The 21,030-nt window shown below is 62.5% G+C and carries 21 protein-coding genes; 18 read left to right on the top strand and 3 right to left on the bottom strand.

Annotation, left to right across the window (positions count from 1 at the left end):
* Positions 1–266 precede the first annotated feature (266 nt).
* The 13 genes from EH240_RS20720 to derI all read left to right on the top strand — a co-directional run bounded on the left by EH240_RS20720 (position 267) and on the right by derI (position 15,602).
* Entirely contained in the window at positions 267–1,802 is a 1,536-nt protein-coding gene (locus EH240_RS20720; protein WP_125002039.1) for an FGGY-family carbohydrate kinase, read from the top strand.
* Positions 1,799–2,575: a DeoR/GlpR family DNA-binding transcription regulator gene (locus tag EH240_RS20715; RefSeq protein ID WP_125002037.1), complete on the top strand. Its 777-nt coding sequence runs from the start codon at positions 1,799–1,801 to the stop codon at positions 2,573–2,575. The genes EH240_RS20720 and EH240_RS20715 overlap by 4 nt, the downstream gene beginning before the upstream one ends.
* 50 nt (positions 2,576–2,625) lie before the next feature.
* Positions 2,626–4,281, top strand: coding sequence for a glycerol-3-phosphate dehydrogenase/oxidase (locus EH240_RS20710; RefSeq protein ID WP_245436226.1), 1,656 nt, complete (start codon positions 2,626–2,628; stop codon positions 4,279–4,281).
* Positions 4,282–4,761: 480 nt separating this feature from the next.
* Positions 4,762–5,781 carry a sugar-binding transcriptional regulator gene (locus EH240_RS20705; protein ID WP_125002033.1) on the top strand — a complete coding sequence of 340 codons (1,020 nt, stop codon included), beginning with the start codon at positions 4,762–4,764 and terminating at the stop codon, positions 5,779–5,781.
* A gap of 33 nt (positions 5,782–5,814) precedes the next feature.
* Positions 5,815–6,471, top strand: coding sequence for a DUF2291 family protein (locus EH240_RS20700; protein WP_125002031.1), 657 nt, complete (start codon positions 5,815–5,817; stop codon positions 6,469–6,471).
* Complete coding sequence (locus EH240_RS20695) at positions 6,468–8,009, top strand: sugar ABC transporter ATP-binding protein (protein ID WP_125002030.1); 1,542 nt, start codon at positions 6,468–6,470, stop codon at positions 8,007–8,009. The genes EH240_RS20700 and EH240_RS20695 overlap by 4 nt, the downstream gene beginning before the upstream one ends.
* Before the next feature lie 26 nt (positions 8,010–8,035).
* A complete protein-coding gene (locus EH240_RS20690; RefSeq protein ID WP_125002028.1) occupies positions 8,036–9,169 on the top strand; it encodes an ABC transporter permease in 1,134 nt (377 codons plus the stop codon).
* A 37-nt stretch (positions 9,170–9,206) separates the two neighbouring features.
* On the top strand, positions 9,207–10,148 hold the full coding sequence (locus EH240_RS20685) for a D-ribose ABC transporter substrate-binding protein (RefSeq protein WP_125002026.1): 942 nt from the start codon (positions 9,207–9,209) through the stop codon (positions 10,146–10,148).
* Between the two features lie 122 nt (positions 10,149–10,270).
* A complete protein-coding gene (locus EH240_RS20680; protein WP_125002024.1) occupies positions 10,271–11,845 on the top strand; it encodes an FGGY-family carbohydrate kinase in 1,575 nt (524 codons plus the stop codon).
* Positions 11,842–13,359, top strand: coding sequence for a glycerol-3-phosphate dehydrogenase (locus EH240_RS20675; RefSeq protein WP_125002022.1), 1,518 nt, complete (start codon positions 11,842–11,844; stop codon positions 13,357–13,359). The genes EH240_RS20680 and EH240_RS20675 overlap by 4 nt, the downstream gene beginning before the upstream one ends.
* Positions 13,360–13,406: 47 nt before the next feature.
* Positions 13,407–14,345, top strand: coding sequence for a sugar phosphate isomerase/epimerase family protein (locus EH240_RS20670; RefSeq protein WP_125002063.1), 939 nt, complete (start codon positions 13,407–13,409; stop codon positions 14,343–14,345).
* Positions 14,346–14,360: 15 nt separating this feature from the next.
* Positions 14,361–15,128 carry a triose-phosphate isomerase gene (locus EH240_RS20665; RefSeq protein ID WP_125002020.1) on the top strand — a complete coding sequence of 256 codons (768 nt, stop codon included), beginning with the start codon at positions 14,361–14,363 and terminating at the stop codon, positions 15,126–15,128.
* A gap of 33 nt (positions 15,129–15,161) precedes the next feature.
* The gene (gene derI / locus EH240_RS20660) at positions 15,162–15,602 is read left to right on the top strand and encodes a D-erythrulose-4-phosphate isomerase (protein WP_125002018.1); all 441 of its coding nucleotides are present in this window, start codon (positions 15,162–15,164) and stop codon (positions 15,600–15,602) included.
* A gap of 44 nt (positions 15,603–15,646) precedes the next feature.
* Here the strand turns inward: derI and EH240_RS20655 are convergent, their stop codons facing one another.
* The gene (locus tag EH240_RS20655; protein WP_281035143.1) at positions 15,647–16,513 is read right to left on the bottom strand and encodes a LysR family transcriptional regulator; all 867 of its coding nucleotides are present in this window, start codon (positions 16,511–16,513) and stop codon (positions 15,647–15,649) included.
* A 235-nt stretch (positions 16,514–16,748) separates the two neighbouring features.
* On the opposite strand from EH240_RS20655, the gene EH240_RS20650 reads away from it, so the two are divergent.
* The 3 genes from EH240_RS20650 to EH240_RS20645 are packed head-to-tail and all read left to right on the top strand — an operon-like array spanning position 16,749 to position 17,920.
* Positions 16,749–16,904 (top strand): DUF1127 domain-containing protein, encoded by a 156-nt coding sequence (locus tag EH240_RS20650; RefSeq protein ID WP_125002014.1) that lies wholly within the window; start codon positions 16,749–16,751, stop codon positions 16,902–16,904.
* Positions 16,905–16,937: 33 nt separating this feature from the next.
* Positions 16,938–17,150: a hypothetical protein gene (locus EH240_RS39910; protein WP_342634099.1), complete on the top strand. Its 213-nt coding sequence runs from the start codon at positions 16,938–16,940 to the stop codon at positions 17,148–17,150.
* The gene (locus tag EH240_RS20645) at positions 17,105–17,920 is read left to right on the top strand and encodes an aldo/keto reductase (RefSeq protein ID WP_342634098.1); all 816 of its coding nucleotides are present in this window, start codon (positions 17,105–17,107) and stop codon (positions 17,918–17,920) included. The genes EH240_RS39910 and EH240_RS20645 overlap by 46 nt, the downstream gene beginning before the upstream one ends.
* Here EH240_RS20645 and EH240_RS40115 read toward each other — a convergent pair.
* A complete protein-coding gene (locus tag EH240_RS40115) occupies positions 17,917–18,051 on the bottom strand; it encodes a hypothetical protein (protein WP_425374815.1) in 135 nt (44 codons plus the stop codon). The genes EH240_RS20645 and EH240_RS40115 overlap by 4 nt on opposite strands.
* A 579-nt stretch (positions 18,052–18,630) precedes the next feature.
* Here EH240_RS40115 and EH240_RS20635 point away from each other — a divergent pair.
* Positions 18,631–19,614, top strand: a complete 984-nt coding sequence (locus EH240_RS20635; RefSeq protein WP_125002012.1) for a zinc-dependent alcohol dehydrogenase family protein — start codon at positions 18,631–18,633, stop codon at positions 19,612–19,614.
* A 76-nt stretch (positions 19,615–19,690) separates the two neighbouring features.
* Here the strand turns inward: EH240_RS20635 and EH240_RS38060 are convergent, their stop codons facing one another.
* Complete coding sequence (locus EH240_RS38060) at positions 19,691–20,047, bottom strand: hypothetical protein (RefSeq protein WP_167484085.1); 357 nt, start codon at positions 20,045–20,047, stop codon at positions 19,691–19,693.
* On the opposite strand from EH240_RS38060, the gene EH240_RS20625 reads away from it, so the two are divergent.
* Positions 19,949–20,875, top strand: a complete 927-nt coding sequence (locus EH240_RS20625; protein ID WP_125002008.1) for an ArsR/SmtB family transcription factor — start codon at positions 19,949–19,951, stop codon at positions 20,873–20,875. The two genes, EH240_RS38060 and EH240_RS20625, sit on opposite strands and share 99 nt — an antisense overlap.
* Positions 20,876–21,030: the final 155 nt, after the last annotated feature.

Raw genomic sequence — 21,030 nt, 5'->3', positions numbered from 1 at the left:
GATGTATCGTCTCGGATTCTGTGCCGCTCATACGACGCCTCGCGGCTTTTCGCACATCGATTGACGTTAATTTAACATCGTTATATGGTTGTTTTTCACTTCGTACGATACCGCAATTGTTGCTCCGCGGCTGCTCACTGATTGGTTGTCTCCCGCCGCTGCATCGAAGAATCCATGACGCCGACCAAGATGCAAATTTCACGCGCGGTCCAGAGTGCAGCGGCTAACTTTCAACGCTTCGCCAACTGCGGACAGAGGCGGTAACCATGCCTAGCCTGCTCGGAATCGACAATGGCCTCACCATCACCAAGGCGGTGATCTTCGATGCCGACGGCTCACAGCTGTCGGTGGCGCGTCGGCGGGTGCCGCAATCGATGCCGCACGCGCGCTGGGTGGAGCGCGACATGGCAGGTCTCTGGCATGCGACCGCCGACGCAGTCCGCGAGGCGATTGCGGGATGCGGCAGGCCGGCCGCCGATATCAAGGCGGTGGCAGCGACCGCGCATGGCGATGGTCTCTATCTGCTCGACGCGAGCCGTCGGCCGCTGGGGCCTGGAATGCTGTCGCTCGACAGCCGCGCGAGCGCGATCGTCGAAAGATGGTCGCAGGAGCGGGGCTTTGACGAGGCGCTGGAACTGACCGGCCAGGTGCCGCAGGTTTCGGCGCCGGCGACGCTGCTGGCATGGCTCAAGGAGAACGACCCGGACCGCTATGGGCGCATCGCTCACGTGCTGAGCTGCAAGGACTGGCTCCGCTTCTGCCTGACCGGCACGATCGGCACGGACCGGACGGAGGCCAGCATTTCGTTCACCGATTTCCGCACGCAAGCCTACACGCCGGAAGCGATGCGTATCTTCGGACTGGACGACCTTTTCGACGCGCTGCCGCCGGTCGCGCATTCGGCCGACATCGTTGGGCATGTGACTGCCGAGGCCGCTGAAATGACCGGCCTCGACAAAGGCACGCCCGTCGCCTGTGGCCTACATGACGTTACCGCCTCGGCGCTTGGCATGGGCGGCCACGAGGAAGGCACGCTCAGCATCATCGCCGGGACCTATTCCATCAACGAAGTCGTTTCGTTGAAACCGCGCGTCGATCGGCGCTGGCTCTGCCGCAACGCCATCGACGCCGGCCGCTGGAACAATATGGCGATCTCTCCGGCCTCGACCGCAAACTACGACTGGTTTCTCGACACGTTCTGCCGTTCGGAACAGGAAGAGGCAGATGCCAGAGGCGGCTCCATCCACCAACTCCTTGCAAACGAGATCGACGCGGCGCTGAAGAAGCCTTCGACTATCCTTTTCCATCCTTATCTGTTCGGTTCCCCCTATGGCAGCGTTGCCAGCGGCAGCTTTGTCGGCCTGCATGGCTGGCACAATCGCGGCGACATGCTCAAGGCGGTCCTGGAAGGCATCGTTTTCAACCATCGCACCCATGTCGAAGCGTTGCGTGACGGCTTTGCCGTCCGCGAGATACGCCTGACCGGAGGCGGTTCGCGCAACCCGGCCTTCGCCCAGATGTTTGCCGACGCGCTGAATGCACCGGTGATTGTCACATCTACCGATGAGGCTGCCGCCTTCGGCGCGGCGCTCTGCGCCGGTGCTGCGGTCGGCCTATTCGCGACGCCGCAACAGGGTGCAAGGCAGGTCGGCATGACGGCGCGCCAATATCAGCCCGTGCCCGCGGCCAGCGCGGTGTCCAACGAGCGCTTTTCCCTCTATTGCCGCATAGCCGAGGCGCTGAAGCCGCGATGGCCGGAGATCGAAAAGCTGACGCAGCAAGACATCGAGGAGAGCGCATGATCAAGGCCGACGAACGGCGCGAGGAGATCGCCGAGTATGTAATAAAGCTCGGCCAGGTGCGCATCGACGATCTGGTCGAGCATTTCGGCGTATCGCGCATGACCATCCATCGGCACATCGACCGATTGGCGCAGCAGGGCGTGTTGCGCAAGCTGCATGGCGCGGTGACGGTACAGCCTTCCGGTCTCTACGAAAGTGCCTTCCGCTACCGGGTGACGGTCAACAGGGCCGAGAAGGACGCCCTGGCCAAGGCGGCGCTGGACTATGTCGAAGCCGGCCAGGTGATCATGCTCGACGATTCGTCGACGGCAAATGCCGTCGTGCCGCTGCTGCTCGACCTCAAGCCGTTGACGGTCATCACCAACAGCGTGCCGACGGCTGCGTTGCTGACCAATGTCGACGCCATCGACTTCATCTGCCTCGGCGGCCAGTACCACGCCACCTACAATGCCTATATCGGCATCGTCTGCGAGAACGCCGTGGCGCGACTCCGCGCCAATGTGCTGATTTGTTCGGCTTCCGCCATCGCCGGAACCACAGCCTTCATCCAGGACCAGAATGTGGTGCGGGTCAAGCAGGCGATGATGGCCGCTTCGGCCAAGCGCATCCTGCTGGTCGACCATGCAAAATTCGACAGGATCGCGCTGCACGCCTTCGAAGATTTGACCAGCTTCGACGCCGTGCTGACGACCGAAGGTCTGGACGATGCGCGGGCGCAGAGCCTCGAACGCGCTGGCGTCCGGCTGCGCATCATCAAGACGACGGCACAATGAGCCTATCCGGCGGAGCAGATGCGGCAAGTCGCGCCGGACGTCTCGCTGTAATGGTCGGGAGCGGCGAAGTCGATGTCGTCATTCTTGGCGCCGGCATCAACGGGGCAGGCCTGTTTCGCGATCTGTGCGCGCAAGGCGTCAGCTGCCTGATCGTCGACAAGGCGGATTTCGGCTCGGGCACCAGCGCCGCGCCGTCACGGCTCATCCACGGTGGCCTGAAATATCTCGAAACCGGCGAGTTCGGGCTGGTAGCGCAGTCGACGTTCGAGCGTAACCTGCTTTTGAGGAACGCGCCGCATTACGTCAGTCCACTGCCGACTGTCATACCGATTTTTTCCTGGACCAAGGGCGTGCTCGCGGCGCTGCGAACGCTGTTCGGCTCGACCAGCGCGCCGCGCAGCCGCGGCGCCATCCTGATCAAGATCGGCCTGGCGATCTATGACTTCTACGGTTCGCGAAACCGGGTTATGCCGCGCCACCGGATGGTCGGGCGGCGGCAGGCGCTCGGCAAGATGCCGGCACTGAACCCTGCTATCGTCGCCATCGGTATCTATTATGACGCCAAGATCAGCCATCCCGAACGGCTGGTGCTCGAACTGATCCTTGACGGACTGCAGGCCAACGCAGCCTCGGCCGCCGCGAACTACACGACGCTGGTGACATCCGCCAACGGCTTGCTGACATTCCGGCCGGAAAGCGGTCGCGCTTTTTCGGTGCGGCCGAAGCTGGTGGTCAACGCCGCCGGTCCGTGGATCGATCACGTCAACGACTTGCTTGGCGCGCCGTCGAAGATGATCGGCGGCACCAAGGGCTCGCATATCCTGTTGAAGCACGACGAGCTGGTAAGAGGCCTTGCCGGGCGCATGCTCTATTTCGAGGCCGACGACGGACGCATCTGCCTTGTCTACGATTACCTCGGCCTGGCGCTGGTCGGCTCGACCGACATCAAGGCCGACAATCCGGACGCGGTCCGCTGCGAGCCTGATGAAGTCGAGTATCTGCTCGACAGCATGCGGACGCTCCTGCCCGGAATGACGTTCGACCGCGACCAGATCGTCTATGCCTATAGCGGCATCAGGCCGCTGCCGGCTTCGGAGACATCGACGCCCGGGCTGATCAGCCGCGATCATTCGGCGCCGGTCGCCGAGCCGGATCCGACCAGGCCCTTTGCCGTCATCTCGCTGGTCGGCGGCAAATGGACGACGTTCCGCGGCTTTGCCGAGGAAGTGGCCAACGTTGTGCTCGAACGTCTGCGGCGCAGCCGCAAGGTGACGACGCAATCGATGCCGATCGGCGGCGGAAAGGGATTCCCGACTAATGCCGCGACGCGCGCCGAGTGGCTGGGTCGAGCCCGGTCGGAGTCGGGTCTGGAGGAGGGGCGTCTCGAACAATTGCTGTCGCGTTACGGGACGCGAGCCGTGCAGATCGCCAGCGGGTCGAATGATGAAGACCGCCTGCCGGACTCAAACGGCTACAGCAAGCCGGAGATCGACTACATCGTGCGCAACGAATTCGTCGAACATTTGGCCGACATCGTCATGCGCCGCAGCACCATGGCCATAAGCGGCTCGCTGACAAGGCGGGACTTGCAGGAGATCGCCGCGATTGCCGGGCGCGCGCTTGGCTGGAGCGCACAGCGCACCGCAGAGGAGATCGACGCCGTCGTTGCGCGGCTCGAGACCAGGAACCTGATGCGGCTGAATTGATCGTGCGGCTTCGCTGCAGCTGGCCGATCCGGCTATGCGCATGTCTCGGCACCGACGTGGATGCCGATACCCACCGCAAGGCAAACTGGACTTGATCGGCAGTCCATGACTGCGATCCCACGCATAGCCGGTATCTCACAGTCCGGGTGGGATTTTAGATTTTGGCGTGATAGGTGATAAAAAACAATCAGTTAAGTGATCATGCAGCTATTGTAATGCATCTCCTCAGCTCATTTAAAGCGCGACATAACGATGATTGACGTTAATTTAACACAATCGTATGATCGCTAATATACTGGGATGTGGAGCTCCCGAATGGCTCAGTTGGCTGAGCGGGGGACGGTCTGGGCGCGGCCAAGCAAGCCAAGCCCAAGGATCTCGATCGCGCTGTGCTCCGGTCTCGTTGGGGTTGACAGTGGCGCAGGGATGTGAAAATTTTTGCAGATAAAGATAATAATATCATCTCAGGGAGGAGATGACGTGAAATCCGGCGGAACCGCCAACCGCGATCATGAGTCTAGTCTCGCCACGCGCGCGGCTTGGCTTCACTATGCCGGCGGTCTCACGCAGGCCCAGGTCGCCAAACGGCTTGGCCTGACCAGCCTCAAGGCGCACCGGCTCATCACCAGAGCCACCCAGGATGGTCTGATCAGGGTCTTCATCGACGGCGACGTCGGCGAGTGCGTCGACCTGGAGCAGCGCCTGATCGCCGCCTACGGGCTCGATACCTGCGAGGTGGTTCCCGACCTGGACCAGGACGACCTGCCTCTGACAGGGCTGGGCATTGCGGGCGCCCAATTCCTGAAGCGAGAGATCGAGCGCGGCGAAGAGATGCTGATCGGTGTCGGCCATGGCCGCACCCTTGCAGCCAGCGTCGAGTATCTGACGCGCACCGCCGCCGGCCATGTCCGCTTTGTTTCTTTGCTTGGCGGCGTGACGCGCAAATTCGCGGCCAATCCCCATGACGTCATTCATCGCCTGGCCGAGCGGACCGGCGCGCAGGCCTATGTGATGCCGGTGCCGTTTGTCGCCAACACCGTGGAAGACCGCGAGGTGCTGCTTGGCCAGCGCGGCATCAGCGACGTCTTCGACCTCGCAGGCCGGTCCGACCTGATGTTTGTAGGAATCGGGACCGCCGAGCGGGAAGCGTCGCTCGTCGCCACAGGCATGATCGAGCACTCCGAGATCGATGAGGTCAAGCGTGACGGCGGCGTCGGTGAATTGCTTGCCCATTTCTTCGACGACAGAGGACGCCCGGTGGAAACGGCGTTGTCGGAAAGAATACTGGCGCTGCCACGAGACCAGTTGAAGGGCCGCAGAATTGTCGCCGTCGCCGGCGGCAAGGTGAAGGTGCGGGCGATCAGGGCGGTGCTCAAAAGCCGTTATCTGAGTGGCCTGATCACCGATGAAACGACAGCCCGCGCGCTCGTCGAAAGCCGGCCTGATGGCGCGCAGGCGGCGACGAAACACCAAGCGAACGGAGGATCGTCAGATGCGTGACTACGGAAAATCCGCTTCGCCGGCGGTTGCGTCATGAGTTCTAAGGCTGGCTCCGCGTCGAGTTGGCATGTCTCGCCAAGCCTTCGCCGGATGATTGCCGCCGTTGCGGTTCTAGTGCTGCTCGGCGCCATGGCGCTTGACACGAAGGTGATCAGGATCGGGTCCGCCGGTGACGTGCGAAACGCCGTGTTTTCCGCACAGGAGTACGGAAAGTCGGAATTTCCCAAGGTGCAGGCCGATGTCGAAGCCCGTGCCGCCGACGCGGTGACGGTGGCGACGGCGATCGCCAAGGACAGGGCGACGGCCGAAAAGGAATACGGCGTCGCGGCCGGTGTCGGACCGGTCTTCTCGGTCAAGTTCACCGGCCTCGTCGGCGAGGGAAAATCGGGCATCTACAAGGTCGCCGTCGATGGCGTGCCGGATACGCTGCTGATTCGGGTGCAGACTGGGCCGGCGATCAACGGAACCGAGCTTCGCGACGCCACTGGCAAGATCACATTCGGCCAGTTCACCAACCAGATCGAATATCAGGACGCCGGTTCGGCGCTGAACAACGAGATGAAGAAGGAAGTGCTGTCGAAAGTCGATACCAGCGCGTTGGGCGGCAAGACCATTTCGGTGGTCGGCGCGTTCAAGCTGGTCAATCCGAAGAGCTGGCTGGTCACTCCGGTAAGGCTGGAGGTCAAATGAACCCGGCTTCCGGCAACGGGCTTGCGACTGGCGATGCCGTGCTTTCGGCGCGCAACATCGCCATGTCATACGGCGGCGTTCATGCGCTCAAGGGCGTCAACTTCGACATCCGCCGCGGCAAGGTCACCACCCTGTTCGGAGAGAATGGCGCCGGCAAGTCGACGCTGATGAAGATCCTGTCCGGCGTGGTGACGCCGACATCCGGCGAGATCGTGCTCGACGGCAATATCGTCAGCTTTTCTTCGTCTTCGGACGCGCGCGACCGCGGCATCTCGATCATCCATCAGGAATTGAGTCTGGCGCCGAACCTCAGCGTTCGCGACAACATCTTCATGGGCCGCGAACTGCGCACGGCGACCGGCCTCGACTTCGCCGAAGAGGCGCGCCAGGCGCGCGCGCTGATGGCCGAGCTCGAAGAGGACATCGACCCGATGACCCCGGTCGAGGACCTGCGCCTGGGCCAGCAGCAGATCGTCGAGATCGCCAGGGCGCTGTCCGTCGATTCCCGCATCCTCATCATGGACGAACCGACATCCGCGCTGAGCGCGACAGAGGTGGAGGTGCTGTTCAGGGTCATCCGCGATTTGACCAGCCGTGGTGTCTCCATCGTCTACATATCGCATCACCTCGAGGAGGCCCTGCAGATCACCGACTACGCAGTCGTCCTGCGCGACGGGGCGATAACGGCAACGGCCGAAGCCAGGGACATCGATCTCGAGTGGATCGTCCGCAACATGGTGGGTGAGAACTTCGACCTTGGCTCGCCGCCGACCGGCCATGAATTCGGCGAGGTCGCCCTTTCGATCGAGGATGTGAGCGTCGTCGATGCTTCGGGTTCAGGCTATTCGGTCGTCGATCATCTGTCGCTGGATGTCAGGGCGGGCGAGATCGTCTGCATCTACGGACTGATGGGCGCAGGACGCACGGAGTTGCTGGAAGCCGTCGCGGGACGCGTGCCGATGGCGGGCGGCCGGGCGCTTTTGGAAGGTGAGGACCTCTCGGGACTTAGCATCGCGCAGCGTATCGGCAGAGGTCTTGTGCTCGTGCCTGAGGACCGCCAGCGAGACGGGCTGGTGCAGACGATGACCGTCGGCCGCAACCTTTCGCTCGCCAGCATCGAGGCGTTCGCCAAGGGACTGTTTCTTTCGCGCTCCAGGGAACGTGAGCTGATCGACAGCTCGATCCGCAAGGTGACCATCAAGACCGCAGGCGGCAACGCCATGATCGGATCGCTGTCGGGCGGCAACCAGCAGAAGGTCGTCATCGGCAAGATGCTGACGACAAATCCCAAGGTCATCCTTCTGGACGAGCCGAGCCGCGGTATCGATGTCGGCGCCAAGGCCGAGGTTTTCCGCTTGCTGAGCGAGCGTGCCGCGCAGGGGCTGGCGGTCGTCTTCTCGACCTCGGAGGTCAACGAGTGCCTGAGCATTGCCCACCGGATCGTGGTGATGCGACGAGGCAGGATTTCGGCGCAGTTCGGCGCCGACGCCACCAAAGAGCAGATCATGGCCGCCTCGGGCGAAGCCGTGATTGCCTGATCACCATGAATTTCGGAGCCCCGATCATGAGCAACGTCAGCCAGGCAGCCAAGCAGTCCAGTCCAGCCGTGCGCAGCGAAGGCTTCGACGTGGCCAAGCTGCTGCTCGAAGGCCGGGCCTTCTTTGCGCTGATCGCCATCATCGTCGTCTTTTCGATCCTGTCGCCCTACTACCTCTCCGTGGCGAATTTCCTGACCATGGCCTCGCACGTCGCCATATTCGGGATTCTCGCTGTCGGCATGTTGCTGGTCATCCTCAATGGCGGCATCGATCTGTCGGTGGGCTCGACGCTTGGACTCGCCGGCGTCGTCGCCGGCTTTCTGATGCAGGGCGTGGCGCTGAGCTGGTTTGGCGTCGTTCTCTACCCGCCGGTCTGGGTGGTCGCGGTTCTGGCATGCATGCTGGGCGCCGTCGTCGGTCTGATCAACGGTGTCCTCATTGCCCGTTTCAAGGTCCCGGCCTTCGTGGCCACGCTGGGCGTCATGTATATGGCGCGCGGCCTGGCGCTGCTGATGACGAGCGGTTTGACCTACAACAATCTCGGCGGCAGGCCCGAACTCGGAAATACCGGCTTCGATGCGCTCGGCTTCAATCGCCTGTTCGGCGTTCCGACAGGCGTGGTGGTTTTGGCGGTGATCGCTTTCATCGGCAGCATCGTGTTGAACCGCAGCGCCTTCGGGCGCTGGCTCTACGCCTCGGGCGGCAACGAGCGCGCGGCCGAGCTGTCCGGCGTTCCGGTCAAGACCGTGCAGGTTTCCGTCTATGTGCTTTCAGGCATCTGTGCCGCTATCGCCGGCCTGATCCTGTCTTCGCAGCTGACTTCGGCGGGACCCACCGCCGGCACCACCTACGAATTGACGGCTATCGCCGCCGTCGTCATCGGCGGCGCGGCGCTGACCGGCGGCCGCGGCAACATCCGCGGAACCTTGCTCGGAGCCTTCGTCATCGGCTTCCTTTCCGATGGTCTGGTGATCATCGGCATCTCGTCCTACTGGCAGACAGTGTTCACCGGCGCGGTCATCGTGCTCGCTGTGCTTCTCAATGCCGTTCAGTATCGCCGTCGGAGCAAGCTTGCGAGCTCGACCAACGGCCAATCGACTTCTCAGAAACGGGGGAAGGCCGAAGCGGCCAATCCTGCCCACGGGAAGACTGCCGGGTGATCGGCAGCAACACCAAGCAATCATTGGAGGAATGTACATGAAGACCATGCTTAAAGGGCTGCTGGCTGCAGCGATGGTCGTGGGGTTTGCGGCCGCCGCGTCGGCCGAAGGCCTGATCTCGATCATCGTCAACGATCCGGCGAACCCGTACTGGCTGACCGAGGGCAATGTCGCCAAGGCCGAGGCCGAGAAGCTCGGCTATACGGCGAACGTTGCCGCGCACAAGGGCGACACCAACACGGAAAGCAACCTGATCGACACCGCCATCACCAACAAGTCCGTGGCGATCATCCTCGATCCGGCCAACGCCGACGGTTCCGTCGGCGCGGTGAAGAAGGCGATTGCAGCCAACATCCCGGTTTTCCTCGTCAACGCCGAGATCAACCAGGAGGGTCTTGCCAAGGGGCAGCTCGTCTCCAACAACGCCCAGGGCGCTGCTCTCGGCGCGCAACAGTGGGTGCAGGCTGTCGGCGAGAAGGGCAAATTTGTCGAACTTCTCGGCGCTCCGTCGGACAACAACGCCGCCACGCGCTCTAACGGATACGAGACTGTCATCAGCCAGTATCCGGATCTCGAAAAGGCGGCTTCGCAGGTCGCCAACTGGGATCGCACCCAGGGCCACGACAAGATGCAGAGCATGTTGCAGGCCAATCCCGACGTCATCGCCGTGATCAGCGGCAATGACGAAATGGCGCTCGGTGCGGTCGCCGCGCTGAAAGAGGCCGGCAAGCTATCCGGCATCAAGGTCGGCGGCTTCGACGGTTCCCCGGACGCGGTCGCAGCGATCAAGTCCGGCGAACTGCAGTACACGGTGCTCCAGCCAGTGGCCATCTTCTCGGCGAAGGCCGTGCAGCAGGCGGACTCGTTCATCAAGACCGGCGCTACCGGCGCTTCCAGCGAGAAGCAGCTGTTCGATTGCCTCCTCATCACCAAGGACAATGTGGACAAGTACACCGCACCCTTCGTGCTTTCGGAATGAGAAACGGGCAGGGGTGTCCTCGCGGGCACCCCTGTCTTATCACCCCTGTCTTGTCATCCCTTTGGGGGGGACAGATGGACCATCCCTGTGAACTCTCTTTGTAACTATCCGGAACTTGCCGCATGAAGGATGTGCTGATCGGGATCGACGCCGGAACATCCGTGATCAAATCGGTGGCTTTCGATCTGTCCGGGCGGCAGCTCGCTATGGCCTCGGTGACAAACAGCTTTGTCACGCTGGAAGGCGGCGGCGCCGAACAGGATCTCGATCAGACCTGGCGCGATATGGTGCAGACCGTTCGCGAATTGGCGACGAAGGTACCTGACCTGGCGCGGCGGACCGCGGCGGTTGCAATCACCGGGCAGGGCGACGGAACCTGGCTGATCGACCGCGACGGCTTGCCGGTCACGCGCGCCTGGCTTTGGCTCGACGCCCGCGCCGGACATCTGGTGGATGAGATGCGTGGGGACCCGTCGGATCGCAGGCGGTTCGAGCTTACCGGCACGGGGCTCAATGCCTGTCAGCAGGGCGCCCAGTTGAGCTGGCTGAAGAAGAACAGGCCGGAAATCATCCAGCGGGCCGCAACCGCCTTTCACTGCAAGGACTGGCTCTATTTCAAAACGACGGGCGAGCGCGTCACGGATCCTTCGGAAGGGACATTCACCTTCGGCGATTTCCGCTCCCGCACATATTCCGACGAGGTCCTCGACATACTGGATCTGACGACACATCGCCGCTTGCTGCCTGCCATGCTCGAAGGCACGAGCGACCAGCATGCGCTTTTGCCGTCGGCAGCGGCAGAAACCGGCCTGCTCGACGGTACACCGGTCGTGCTGGGCTACGTGGACATGGTCACCACGGCGCTAGGGGCCGGCCTGTATGATCCGAGCGGCAATGTCGGCTGCACGGTGATAGGTTCCACTGGCATCCACACGCGTTTCGCCGCCACCGCCGACGATGTCGTCCTCAACGACGACGCGTCCGGCTACACCATCGCCATGCCCGTTCCCGGCGCCTATGCGCAACTGCAATCCAACATGGCGGCGACGCTCAACATCGACTGGCTGCTCGGCCTAGCGCGCGACGTGCTGACCGCCAGCGGCGCCAAGCTTTCTCGTGACGAGTTGCTCAGGGCGCTCGATGTCTGGGTGGAGGGATCGGAGCCGGGATCGCTGCTGTACCAGCCCTACATATCGCTGGCCGGCGAGCGCGGGCCGTTCGTCGATCCCGACGCGCGGGCGGGGTTGATCGGCCTTTCCGTCAGGCACGGCTTCGGCGACCTGGCACGCGCCGTCCTCGAGGGACTGGCCTTCGCGGCACGCGATTGCTACCAGGCAATGGGCGCCGTGCCGGGTGAGATCCGCCTGTCGGGCGGCGCCGCACGCAGCCCGTCGCTGCGCCGCATCATCGCAGCCGCGACCCGGGCGCAAGTCCGAAACAGCAGCCGGCAGGAAGCCGGTGCAGCAGGCGCGGCGATGATCGCCGCGGTTGGGCTCGGCGTCTATCGCTCGATGGAAGACTGCTGCGCCGAGTGGGTCACGCCGCTTCTGGGCGAGTGTGATCCTTATGACGAGGCGCTGTCGCAAACCTACGATGCTCTCTTCCCTTCCTTTGTTGCAGCGCACCGGGCGCTTCAGCCAGTGTGGAAGACCATGGCGCGTCGGCGCGACGGCGGGTGCACAGGAGCAAAGTCTTGAACGATACACTCGATATCGTCGATCTCTTCGTGGTCGGCGGCGGCATCAATGGAGCCGGCATAGCGCGCGATGCTTCGGGTCGTGGACTGTCCGTTATTCTGTGCGAGAAGGACGACCTTGCTCAAGGCACCAGTTCGCGCTCCGGTAAGCTGGTGCATGGCGGTCTGCGCTACCTGGAATATTATGAGTTCCGGCTGGTTCGCGAGGCGCTCATCGAACGCGAGGTGCTGCTGGAGTCGGCTCCGCACATCATCTGGCCAATGCGCTTCGTTCTCCCTCACAGCCCTGAGGACAGGCCGGCATGGCTGATCCGGCTCGGACTGTTCCTCTACGACCACCTTGGCGGCCGCAAGCGGCTGCCGGGAACGAGGACGCTGAACCTGAGAACAGCGCCCGAAGGCGCGCCGATCAAGGATGCGTTCAAGAGGGGGTTCGAATATTCCGATTGCTGGGTCGACGATGCCCGCCTGGTGCTGCTCAACGCGCTCGATGCAAAGGAGCGGGGCGCCAAGGTGCTGACGCGCACCGCCTGTGTTGTGGCCCGGCGCGAGAACGGCCTGTGGTCGATCGAGATGCAGGACGGCCGCGCAGGCGCGGTGACGAAAGTCCGCGCTCGAGCGCTGGTCAACGCGGCAGGGCCATGGGTCAACGACATCGTGAGCCGTGTCGCCGGCCAGAACCGCACCCGCAACGTCCGCCTGGTTAAGGGCAGTCATGTCGTCGTGCCGAAATTCTGGGAGGGACGGCAGGCCTATCTGATCCAGAACAACGACAAGCGCGTCATTTTCGTCAATCCCTATCAGAACGACATGGCGCTGATCGGCACGACCGACATTCCCTATGATGGGCGCCCCGAAGAGGTCGTCGCCGATGCCAGCGAAATCGACTACCTGATCAAAGTGGTCAATCGCTACTTCAAGCAGCAGCTCACGCCGCGGGACGTGGTCTACAGCTTTTCCGGCGTGCGCCCACTCTACGACGACAATGCCGACAATCCGAGCGCGGTGACGCGCGACTATATCTTCGAACTCGATGCCCCGAGCGGCGGCGCTCCAATGCTCTCGGTGTTTGGCGGCAAGATAACGACGTTTCGCAAGCTGGCCGAACATGCGCTTGAAAAGATCCAGCCGTTTTTCCCGACGATGAAGAAAGCATGGACGGCGACAGCTCCGCTGCCGGGCGGCGACCTGCCGAATGCAGACTTCGAGCAGTTCCTGAGCGATTTGCACGCCGAGTTTTCATGGTTGAGCCCGTCGCTGGTGAAGCACTACGCGCGGTGCTACGGGACCCGTGCAAGACAGCTGCTGGCCAATGCGCGCGGCGAAGCGGATCTCGGCCGCCACTTCGGCTCCGATCTGTACGAACGGGAAGCAAGGTTTCTTCGCGATACTGAATGGGCCACGACCGCCGCCGACATCCTGGAACGCCGCACCAAGCATGGCCTGCACATCAGCGCGGCGGAGCGGAAGATATTCGAAGACTGGTTCGACAAAATCATGCTGGCAGCCGCCTGAGCTTGCTCGGTCAAACCGCGCTAACGGATAAACTTGAGAGATTTCGCTTGGCCTTCACACTTTCCCTTAACACCAATCCGCTCGTCAATCGGTTCGCTGAGCCCGATGACCTGATCGACGTGATTGCCTACGGCATCGGCATCCGCGACGTGCAGCTGACGCATGAATTCGTCAATCCGGGCTGGCCGGCGGCAACGATTGCCAAGTTTCTTCGCCTGTTCGGGAAGGCATTGGCGCGGACCGGCGTGCGGATCACCTCCGGCATGACGGGACCCTATGGCCGGCTCAACCATTTCGGCCACCCGGACGCGGATGTCCGCCGTTACTACGTCGACTGGTTCAAGACATTTGCCGACATTTCCGCCGAACTCGGCGCTCCGGGCATGGGCACGCAGTTCGCCATCTTCACGCACAAGGATTACGACGATCCGCAAAGGCGCGCAGCACTTCTCGACATCGCTCTCGAATGCTGGCGCGAGGTGGCCGAGCACGCCAGGGCGGCGGGTCTGTCATATCTGTTCTGGGAGCCGATGTCGGTGGGCCGGGAATTTGGCCACACGATCGAAAGCTGCGCTGCTCTGCAGCGCGATATCGATGCTGCAGGGCTGCCTTTACCGATGAAGATGATGGTCGACATCGACCATGGCGACGTGACCTCGCCCAATCTTGATGACACCGACCCCTATGCCTGGGCGAAAGCGTTTCCGCTGCAATCGCCGATCATCCACGTCAAGCAATCTTCCATGAACAAGGGCGGGCACTGGCCTTTCACGGCCGCCTATAACAAGGACGGCCGCATCATCCCGCAAAAGCTGCTCGACACAGTGCGAGGCGGCGGCGGAACCGACAATGAAATCTGCCTTGAGCTTTCCTTTCGGGAGCGGGAACCGGTCGATCACCAGGTTGTCGCCATGATCCGGGAGTCGGTGGATTTCTGGGCGCCTTATACTGACACCGGCCGCGACAGGCTCAATCCTCGAGCGTGAAGAGGGAGAATAGAAATGACCCCATATTGGGTCGGCACGAGTTGGAAGATGAACAAGACGCTGGCGGAGGCATTGCAGTTCGCCGACACGCTGGCGGCATTCGTGCCTGGCTTCGATCCGGCGATACAGCCTTTTGTCGTTCCGCCCTTCACCGCCGTGCGCGAGGTCAAGGCGGCACTTGCCGCGAGCCGCGTGAAGGTCGGCGCACAGAACATGCATTGGGCCGACGCCGGAGCCTGGACGGGGGAGATTTCGCCGCTGATGCTGAAGGATTGCGGGCTGGACATGATCGAACTCGGTCACAGCGAGCGTCGCGAGCATTTCGGCGAAACGGATGCGACCGTGGGATTGAAAACGGCTGCGGCGGTCAGGCACGGCTTCGTGCCGCTGATTTGCGTTGGCGAGACGCTGGCTGAGCGCGAAGCTGGACGCGCCGATGAGGTTTTGACGGCGCAGGTGCTTGGTGCGCTGCAAGGCTTGAGGGATCAGGAGCTGTCGGCGGAAATCCTCTTTGCATACGAGCCTGTGTGGGCGATCGGCGAGAAAGGCATCCCGGCAAGCGCCGACTACGCCGACAGGCAGCAAGCGCTGATCAAGCAAGTCGCCGCAAGCCGGCGGCCCGACGCTCCGCCTGTGCTTTACGGCGGCAGCGTCAATCCCGGCAATGCGGTCGAACTGATCGGCCAGCCACATGTTGACGGCCTGTTCATCGGCCGCTCGGCATGGCAAGCCGCGGGCTACATCGACATTCTGAAGAAGGCATCGGCCGCCGTCGGGCGCTGACCGTTAAGACGCGAAAGCAAAGGAGTTTATTGCATGAAGATCGCCCTCGGGGCTGACAGCGCCGGCAAGCCTCTGCTCGATGTCATCGCCAAGCACCTCGCCACCAAGCCCGAGTTGCAGGTCGTCGACCTGAGCCAGGCCGGATACTACGCCGACATCTCCGCCAGGATCGGCCACGAAATTATGGACGGCAATTACGACCGGGCCATCCTGTTCTGCGGCACCGGCATTGGCGTCTGCATCTCGGCCAACAAGGTGCCTGGCATCCGTGCCGCTCTTACCCACGACACCTATTCGGCAGAGCGCGCGGCAAAATCGAACAATGCCCAGATCATTACCATGGGTGCCCGCGTGATCGGTTCCGAACTGGCGAAATCGATCGCCGACGCCTGGCTTACCTCGGAGTTCGATCCGAACGGCCCCTCAGCGGGAAACGTGCAGGCCATCGACAGGCTGGACGCGGTCAAGGCCTGAGCGCCAGCATGCGGCTCAGCTGGCGGCCGATCGACGCCTGAGGCTTACCGGATCGGCGTCTCGCGAAACAGCGGCTGGTGCGCCCGCATCAAGGCGGCAATCCGGTCGGCGACTTTTCGTACCGGCGGGGAGTGACGTTCCTCGTGATGGGTGACGATCCATTGGTCGGTCTCAAGTTCGGGGATAGGCCGAGCGACGCGAACCAGCCGCGGATCGCTGTCACCGACGAAGCACGGAAAGACCGAAAGGCCGGCGCCGGCGGCGACCAGTTCGCGCACCGAATGGGTGTTGTTGCCGCGCACGGCGATGCGGTCGCCGTGATGGGCTTGCAGCCACCGCGCCGAGGCAATGTTTGCCCCCTCGCCGGTGACGCCGACGAACAACCCGGCGGCGATGCCGTTGATCAGGTGGCGTCCGGAATAAATGGCGTGGGCGACCTTGCCGCTCTGACGGCCGGCCAGCCACTGCTCGGTCGGACGCTCGCTGCGGATGCCGATGTCGGCGGCACGGCGGCCGATGTCGACCCGGTCGGTGGTGGTGACAAGCTCCACCCTTATGCCGTCATCGACCGTCCAGATCTCGCCGATATGGGCGGAAACGAAGGCCGAGGTCCATGGCCCGGCCGAGACGCGGACAATGCGGTCGGGCAGGTTTCCCTCGCGCCAGCGGGTCAGCGACTGCATTGCCGCCTCGACGTCTTCGGCGCGCCGCAGCAGTTCTTCGCCGACCGGGGTCAGCCGGTAGCCGGTCTGGTGACGCACGAACAGCGGTTCGCCGATCTGCTTTTCGAGCGCGGTGACGCGTCGTCCAAGGGTGGCTGCGCTGAGGCGCGTGGTCCCCGTCGCCGCGCTCAGGCCACCCAGCCGCGCAACGTCCAGAAACAACCTCAGATCATCCCAGTCGATATCCATTTTGCAGAAATGAAAAACTCCTTGCGACCGTGGCTGTAGCGCGATGTCGGCGTCACGCGCAAGTATGCAGGCATTGAAGGCGTAAGACAATCCTGCCTGACGGGATGGTGACAAGCGCCTCGGCTGGCCAGGAAGCACGCGCAACCCTTTCGATCGAGCATGCGCTTCGCACAGATGCTTTGCGTTTTCGACCAACCCAGGCGCGCGGGCATTCCGCGCGCCAAAGGAGATGATCATGTTGTATGAACTTCAGCACCGTTTCGCCCGCTGGCTTGCCTATCGCAAGACGCTTGCGAGCTTGAGGCAGGCCCCGGACAGCACATTGGCGGATGCCGGCATTTCTCGCGAAGAGATCCGCGAGTGCGCCCGCCAAGCCAGCCTGCGTCATTGAGATAATGGAGACGGGGAGATAATGGAGCCGGGCATGCAGATGATGGAGCTTTGGGACGGCCGCTCGGTACCGCGCATCGGGATCGGCACCTGGGCGGCGGGTGGCGCGGCGCGCTGGCGTGACACGGCCACAGTCTATGGCGAGGTCGACGACATCAGGTCGCAAGCCGCGCTGGCGATGGCCTATGACATCGGCGCGCGGTGTTCGACACGGCTGCCGCCTATGGCGCCGGCAATGCCGAACTGATCCTGGGGCGGGCGTTGAAGGGCAAGGACGATGCCGTCATCGTCACCAAGGTCGGCTATTTCGGCGACCCCGAAACGCGCAAGATCGCTCCCGTGGATGCCTCTGCCGCGGCGATCCGGACATCGATCGACAATTCGCGGCAGCGCCTGCAGCGCGATTGTATCGACGTCGCGCTGCTACATATCAACGAGTATCCGATCGAGCGGGCCGGCGAGGTGTTCGATACGCTCGGCCTGTTGCGCCAGGAGGGCAAGATCGGCGGCTTCGGCTGGAGCACCGATCACCGCGAACGGCTAGCCGCCTATGCGCCGCGCGAGGGTTTCGTCGCCGTAGAGAACGACTTCAATGTGTTTACCCCGGCGAACGAGCTGATGGCCGTTGCGGCGCGCGAGAACCTCGTCTCGCTCAGCCGGCTGCCGCTGGCAATGGGGCTGCTCACCGGCAAATATACGCCGGCCATGAAGCTGCCTGCCGATGACGTGCGCGGCGGGGCTGCCGAGTGGATGGTGTTTTTCAGGGATGGCGCCGCCAATCCGCAATATCTGTCATGGCTCTCGGCAATCCGCGACCTGCTCACCTCGGGCGGACGCACGCTTGCGCAGGGCGCGCTCGGCTGGATCCTAGCCAAGTCGGCAATCGCCTTGCCGGTCCCCGGCTTCACGCGGCCCGAGCAGGTCGAGGACAATCTCGGTGCGCTGGAAAAAGGGCCGCTGCCCGCAGCGGTGATGGCCGAGATCGACGTCGTGCTGAAAATTGCTGAGACCGCTTAGTGTCGCGAATCCGTTGTCCCGCCGGTATAGGAGCTGGCACCGGTGAGCACGGTGGTGCCCGGCCCGAGTTGCTCCCGATAATCCCGAGCCGCAGCCGCTCTATCAGCCCGGTATACCGCTTTACGACCTATACCGGGGTGCTGCAGAGCCTCAACGAGCTCGGCACACTGTAACGGCGCGTCGGCTCGGCGGCACGCTGGGCTGGGGGGACGGTCGATACGCGGTCTATGGCGAGGCGCTGGCGCGGACCAGCCTGGAGGATTTCGGCGACAGCTATGTCATCGGTGCCAGCTCGGCTTCAACGTGAAATGGTGAGGCCGGTTTGGCAAGCGGATCGTGATATGCCGGGAGGCAGGGAGAGCGTCGCCGCGCCAAACTGGCGGTGTGTGAAGAAATCCTGGTTAGCTGCATTGGCCGCAGCGGTCGCCGCTGTGGCATCGATATCGGCGTTCTGCCCAGGAGCAGCCCGGTCGTTACACCCGGCCGCACCCGGTCAGGATCAAGCGCTCGCGATAGGAACGAGTGCCGGACCAGCGCGTTTTCCATTCTCGTCGCCGAGTGGAAACGGATCTGTTCCCGTCTTTTTTCCAAAGCAGGTGGCGTGAAAAAGGATTCACGCCACCTGCTTTAGGTCTTTGATTTTAAGCATGTCTTTGTCCCGAAACCGCTGCACACTTTCGGGAGACATGCTTTAGAACCGGGGAAGTGTGATGAAGGCAATGGTACTGGAAAAGCCCGGTACGCCTTTGAACCTCGTCGACCGTCCCGACCTCACGCCGGGACCAGGCGAGATAAGGCTGAAGGTAGAGGCATGCGCAGTCTGCCGGACCGATCTGCACGTCGTGGACGGTGATCTGCCGCGGCCAAAGTTGCCGCTCGTGCCAGGCCATGAAATCGTCGGTATCGTCGATCTGGTCGGCGAGGGCGTGTCGCGGTCCCGGCTAGCGCAGAGGGTGGGTGTCCCTTGGCTCGGACACACATGCGGGCACTGCCCCTATTGCACCTCCGGCACCGAAAATCTCTGCGACCAGCCTCTCTTCACCGGCTACACGCGGGATGGCGGCTTCGCCAGCCATGTCGTTGCCGACGAGCATTTCGCCTTCGAGCTCGATGCCGCGGTTGATCCGGTATCGCTGGCGCCACTCCTATGCGCAGGGCTGATCGGCTGGCGCTGCCTCAAGAAGGCAGGCGACGGCCGCCGGCTGGGGATCTACGGTTTCGGCGCCGCCGCGCATATCATCACGCAGGTTGCGATCTGGCAGGGACGCGAGATCTTCGCTTTCACGCGGCGTGGCGATATCCAGGCTCAGGATTTCGCACATTCGCTGGGCGTTGTCTGGACAGGGGCGTCCGATGAATTGCCCGTCGTCGAGCTTGACGCCGCGATCATTTTCGCACCGGTCGGTGCGCTGGTGCCGGCGGCGCTGCGGGCTGTACGCAAAGGCGGCCGCGTGGTCTGCGGCGGTATCCACATGAGCGACATTCCGTCGATGCCATACAAACTTCTGTGGGAAGAAAGGGAATTGGTTTCCGTCGCGAACCTGACCCGCCGTGACGCGGAGGAATTCTTCCCGATAGCGCAGCGCGCTCAAGTGCGCACGCACACGAAGGTCTATCCGCTGGAGCAGGCCAACCAGGCACTGGACGATTTGAGGATGGGCAGGCTGAGTGGCGCCGCCGTCCTGCAGCCGTGACCGCCCCAGCAGACTAAAGCGCGTCGCTATCTTTCAGATTCGCTCCGTGCGCAGGTCTTTGAATTTGCGCATGTCTTTATCCCGAAACCGGTTCCCACTTTCGGGAGACATGCTGTAGATCGCGCGTTCGCCCAACCCTTTGAATCTGCTTCACCCAGCTTGCCGGTTTCGCGTCGCTGGCGTTCGCGACCGTGCCGAACAACGTCTCGCGCGCCGGCTTGATGCCGACGAAATTGAGAATGCCGCGCCGCATGCCGGTCAGCGCATTGATTAAATCAGATACCCAGATATACAAGGCAATTTCGGGTATGGATTTCGCATAGACTGGCAATTCATGAGTCGCAATTTTCTGGTGATCGAACCTGAGGAAGGCATTGCCGTGCTCAAGGGGCTTGCCTCCTTGGCGCGCATTTCCATGCTGAAACTGCTGCATGAGAAGGGGCCGATGAATGTCAACGACATCGCCGCCGTGCTGTCGCTGCCGCAATCGACCGTCTCGACAAATATCCAGGTGCTTGAGGACGCGGGCCTGATTCGCACCGAGAACCAGAAGGCGAAGAAGGGCAGCCAGAAGATCTGCTATCCGACCGCCGAAGAAGTGCTCGTGGTCTTCAAGAGCGAGTATCGTGCGGTCAAGAACGACGCGATCGAAGTGTCGATGCCGATCGGGCTTTATACTGGGTTCGAGGTGACGGCGCCCTGCGGCCTGTGCTCGCCGGACGGCATCATCGGTCTGCTCGACGTGCCGAACACATTCCTCGATCCGGACCGCATGAAGGCGGGCCTATTGTGGTTCACGCGCGGCTTTGTCGAATACCAGTTCCCCAATAATGCCAAGCTCGCCAATGCCGAGATCACTGAGCTCGAAGTGGTGGCAGAACTGTCCTCGGAGGTGCCGGGCACCAGCGCCGACTGGCCATCCGACATCACATTGGCGATCAATGGCGTCGACGTCGGCACCTGGACCTCGCCCGGTGATTTTGGCGACAAGCGCGGCGTCTTCACGCCCTCCTGGTGGAAGCTCAAGGGCTCGCAATATGGCAAGCTCAAGAACTGGCGAATTTCCACCGACGGCACCTATGTCGACGGCGTCAGGATTTCCGAAGTCAGCCTCGCAGCACTCGACCTCAAGGCCCATCATTCGATTCGTGTCCGTATTGGCGTCAAAGACGATGCCGAGCGGCCGGGCGGGGTCAATATATTCGGCAAGCGGTTTGGAAATTACGACCAGGACATCCTGCTTCGGATCAAAACCAAGTGATATCACAAAACCGGGTTTTAAAAAAAGTGATGCAATTTCAGTCTGTTGCCTTCATCGACAGGCAAAATCCTTTAGTCAATTGTCAGACTTTTGACTGTTTTGACTTGACGAACGGCTGCCGGTCGCCTTTGATATCGGATAAGATGATTTAAATC

It is taken from the genome of Mesorhizobium tamadayense, from assembly GCF_003863365.1.
In the GTDB taxonomy this organism is placed as follows: Bacteria; Pseudomonadota; Alphaproteobacteria; order Rhizobiales; family Rhizobiaceae; genus Mesorhizobium; species Mesorhizobium tamadayense.
This window is presented reverse-complemented; position numbering and strand designations above follow the sequence as displayed.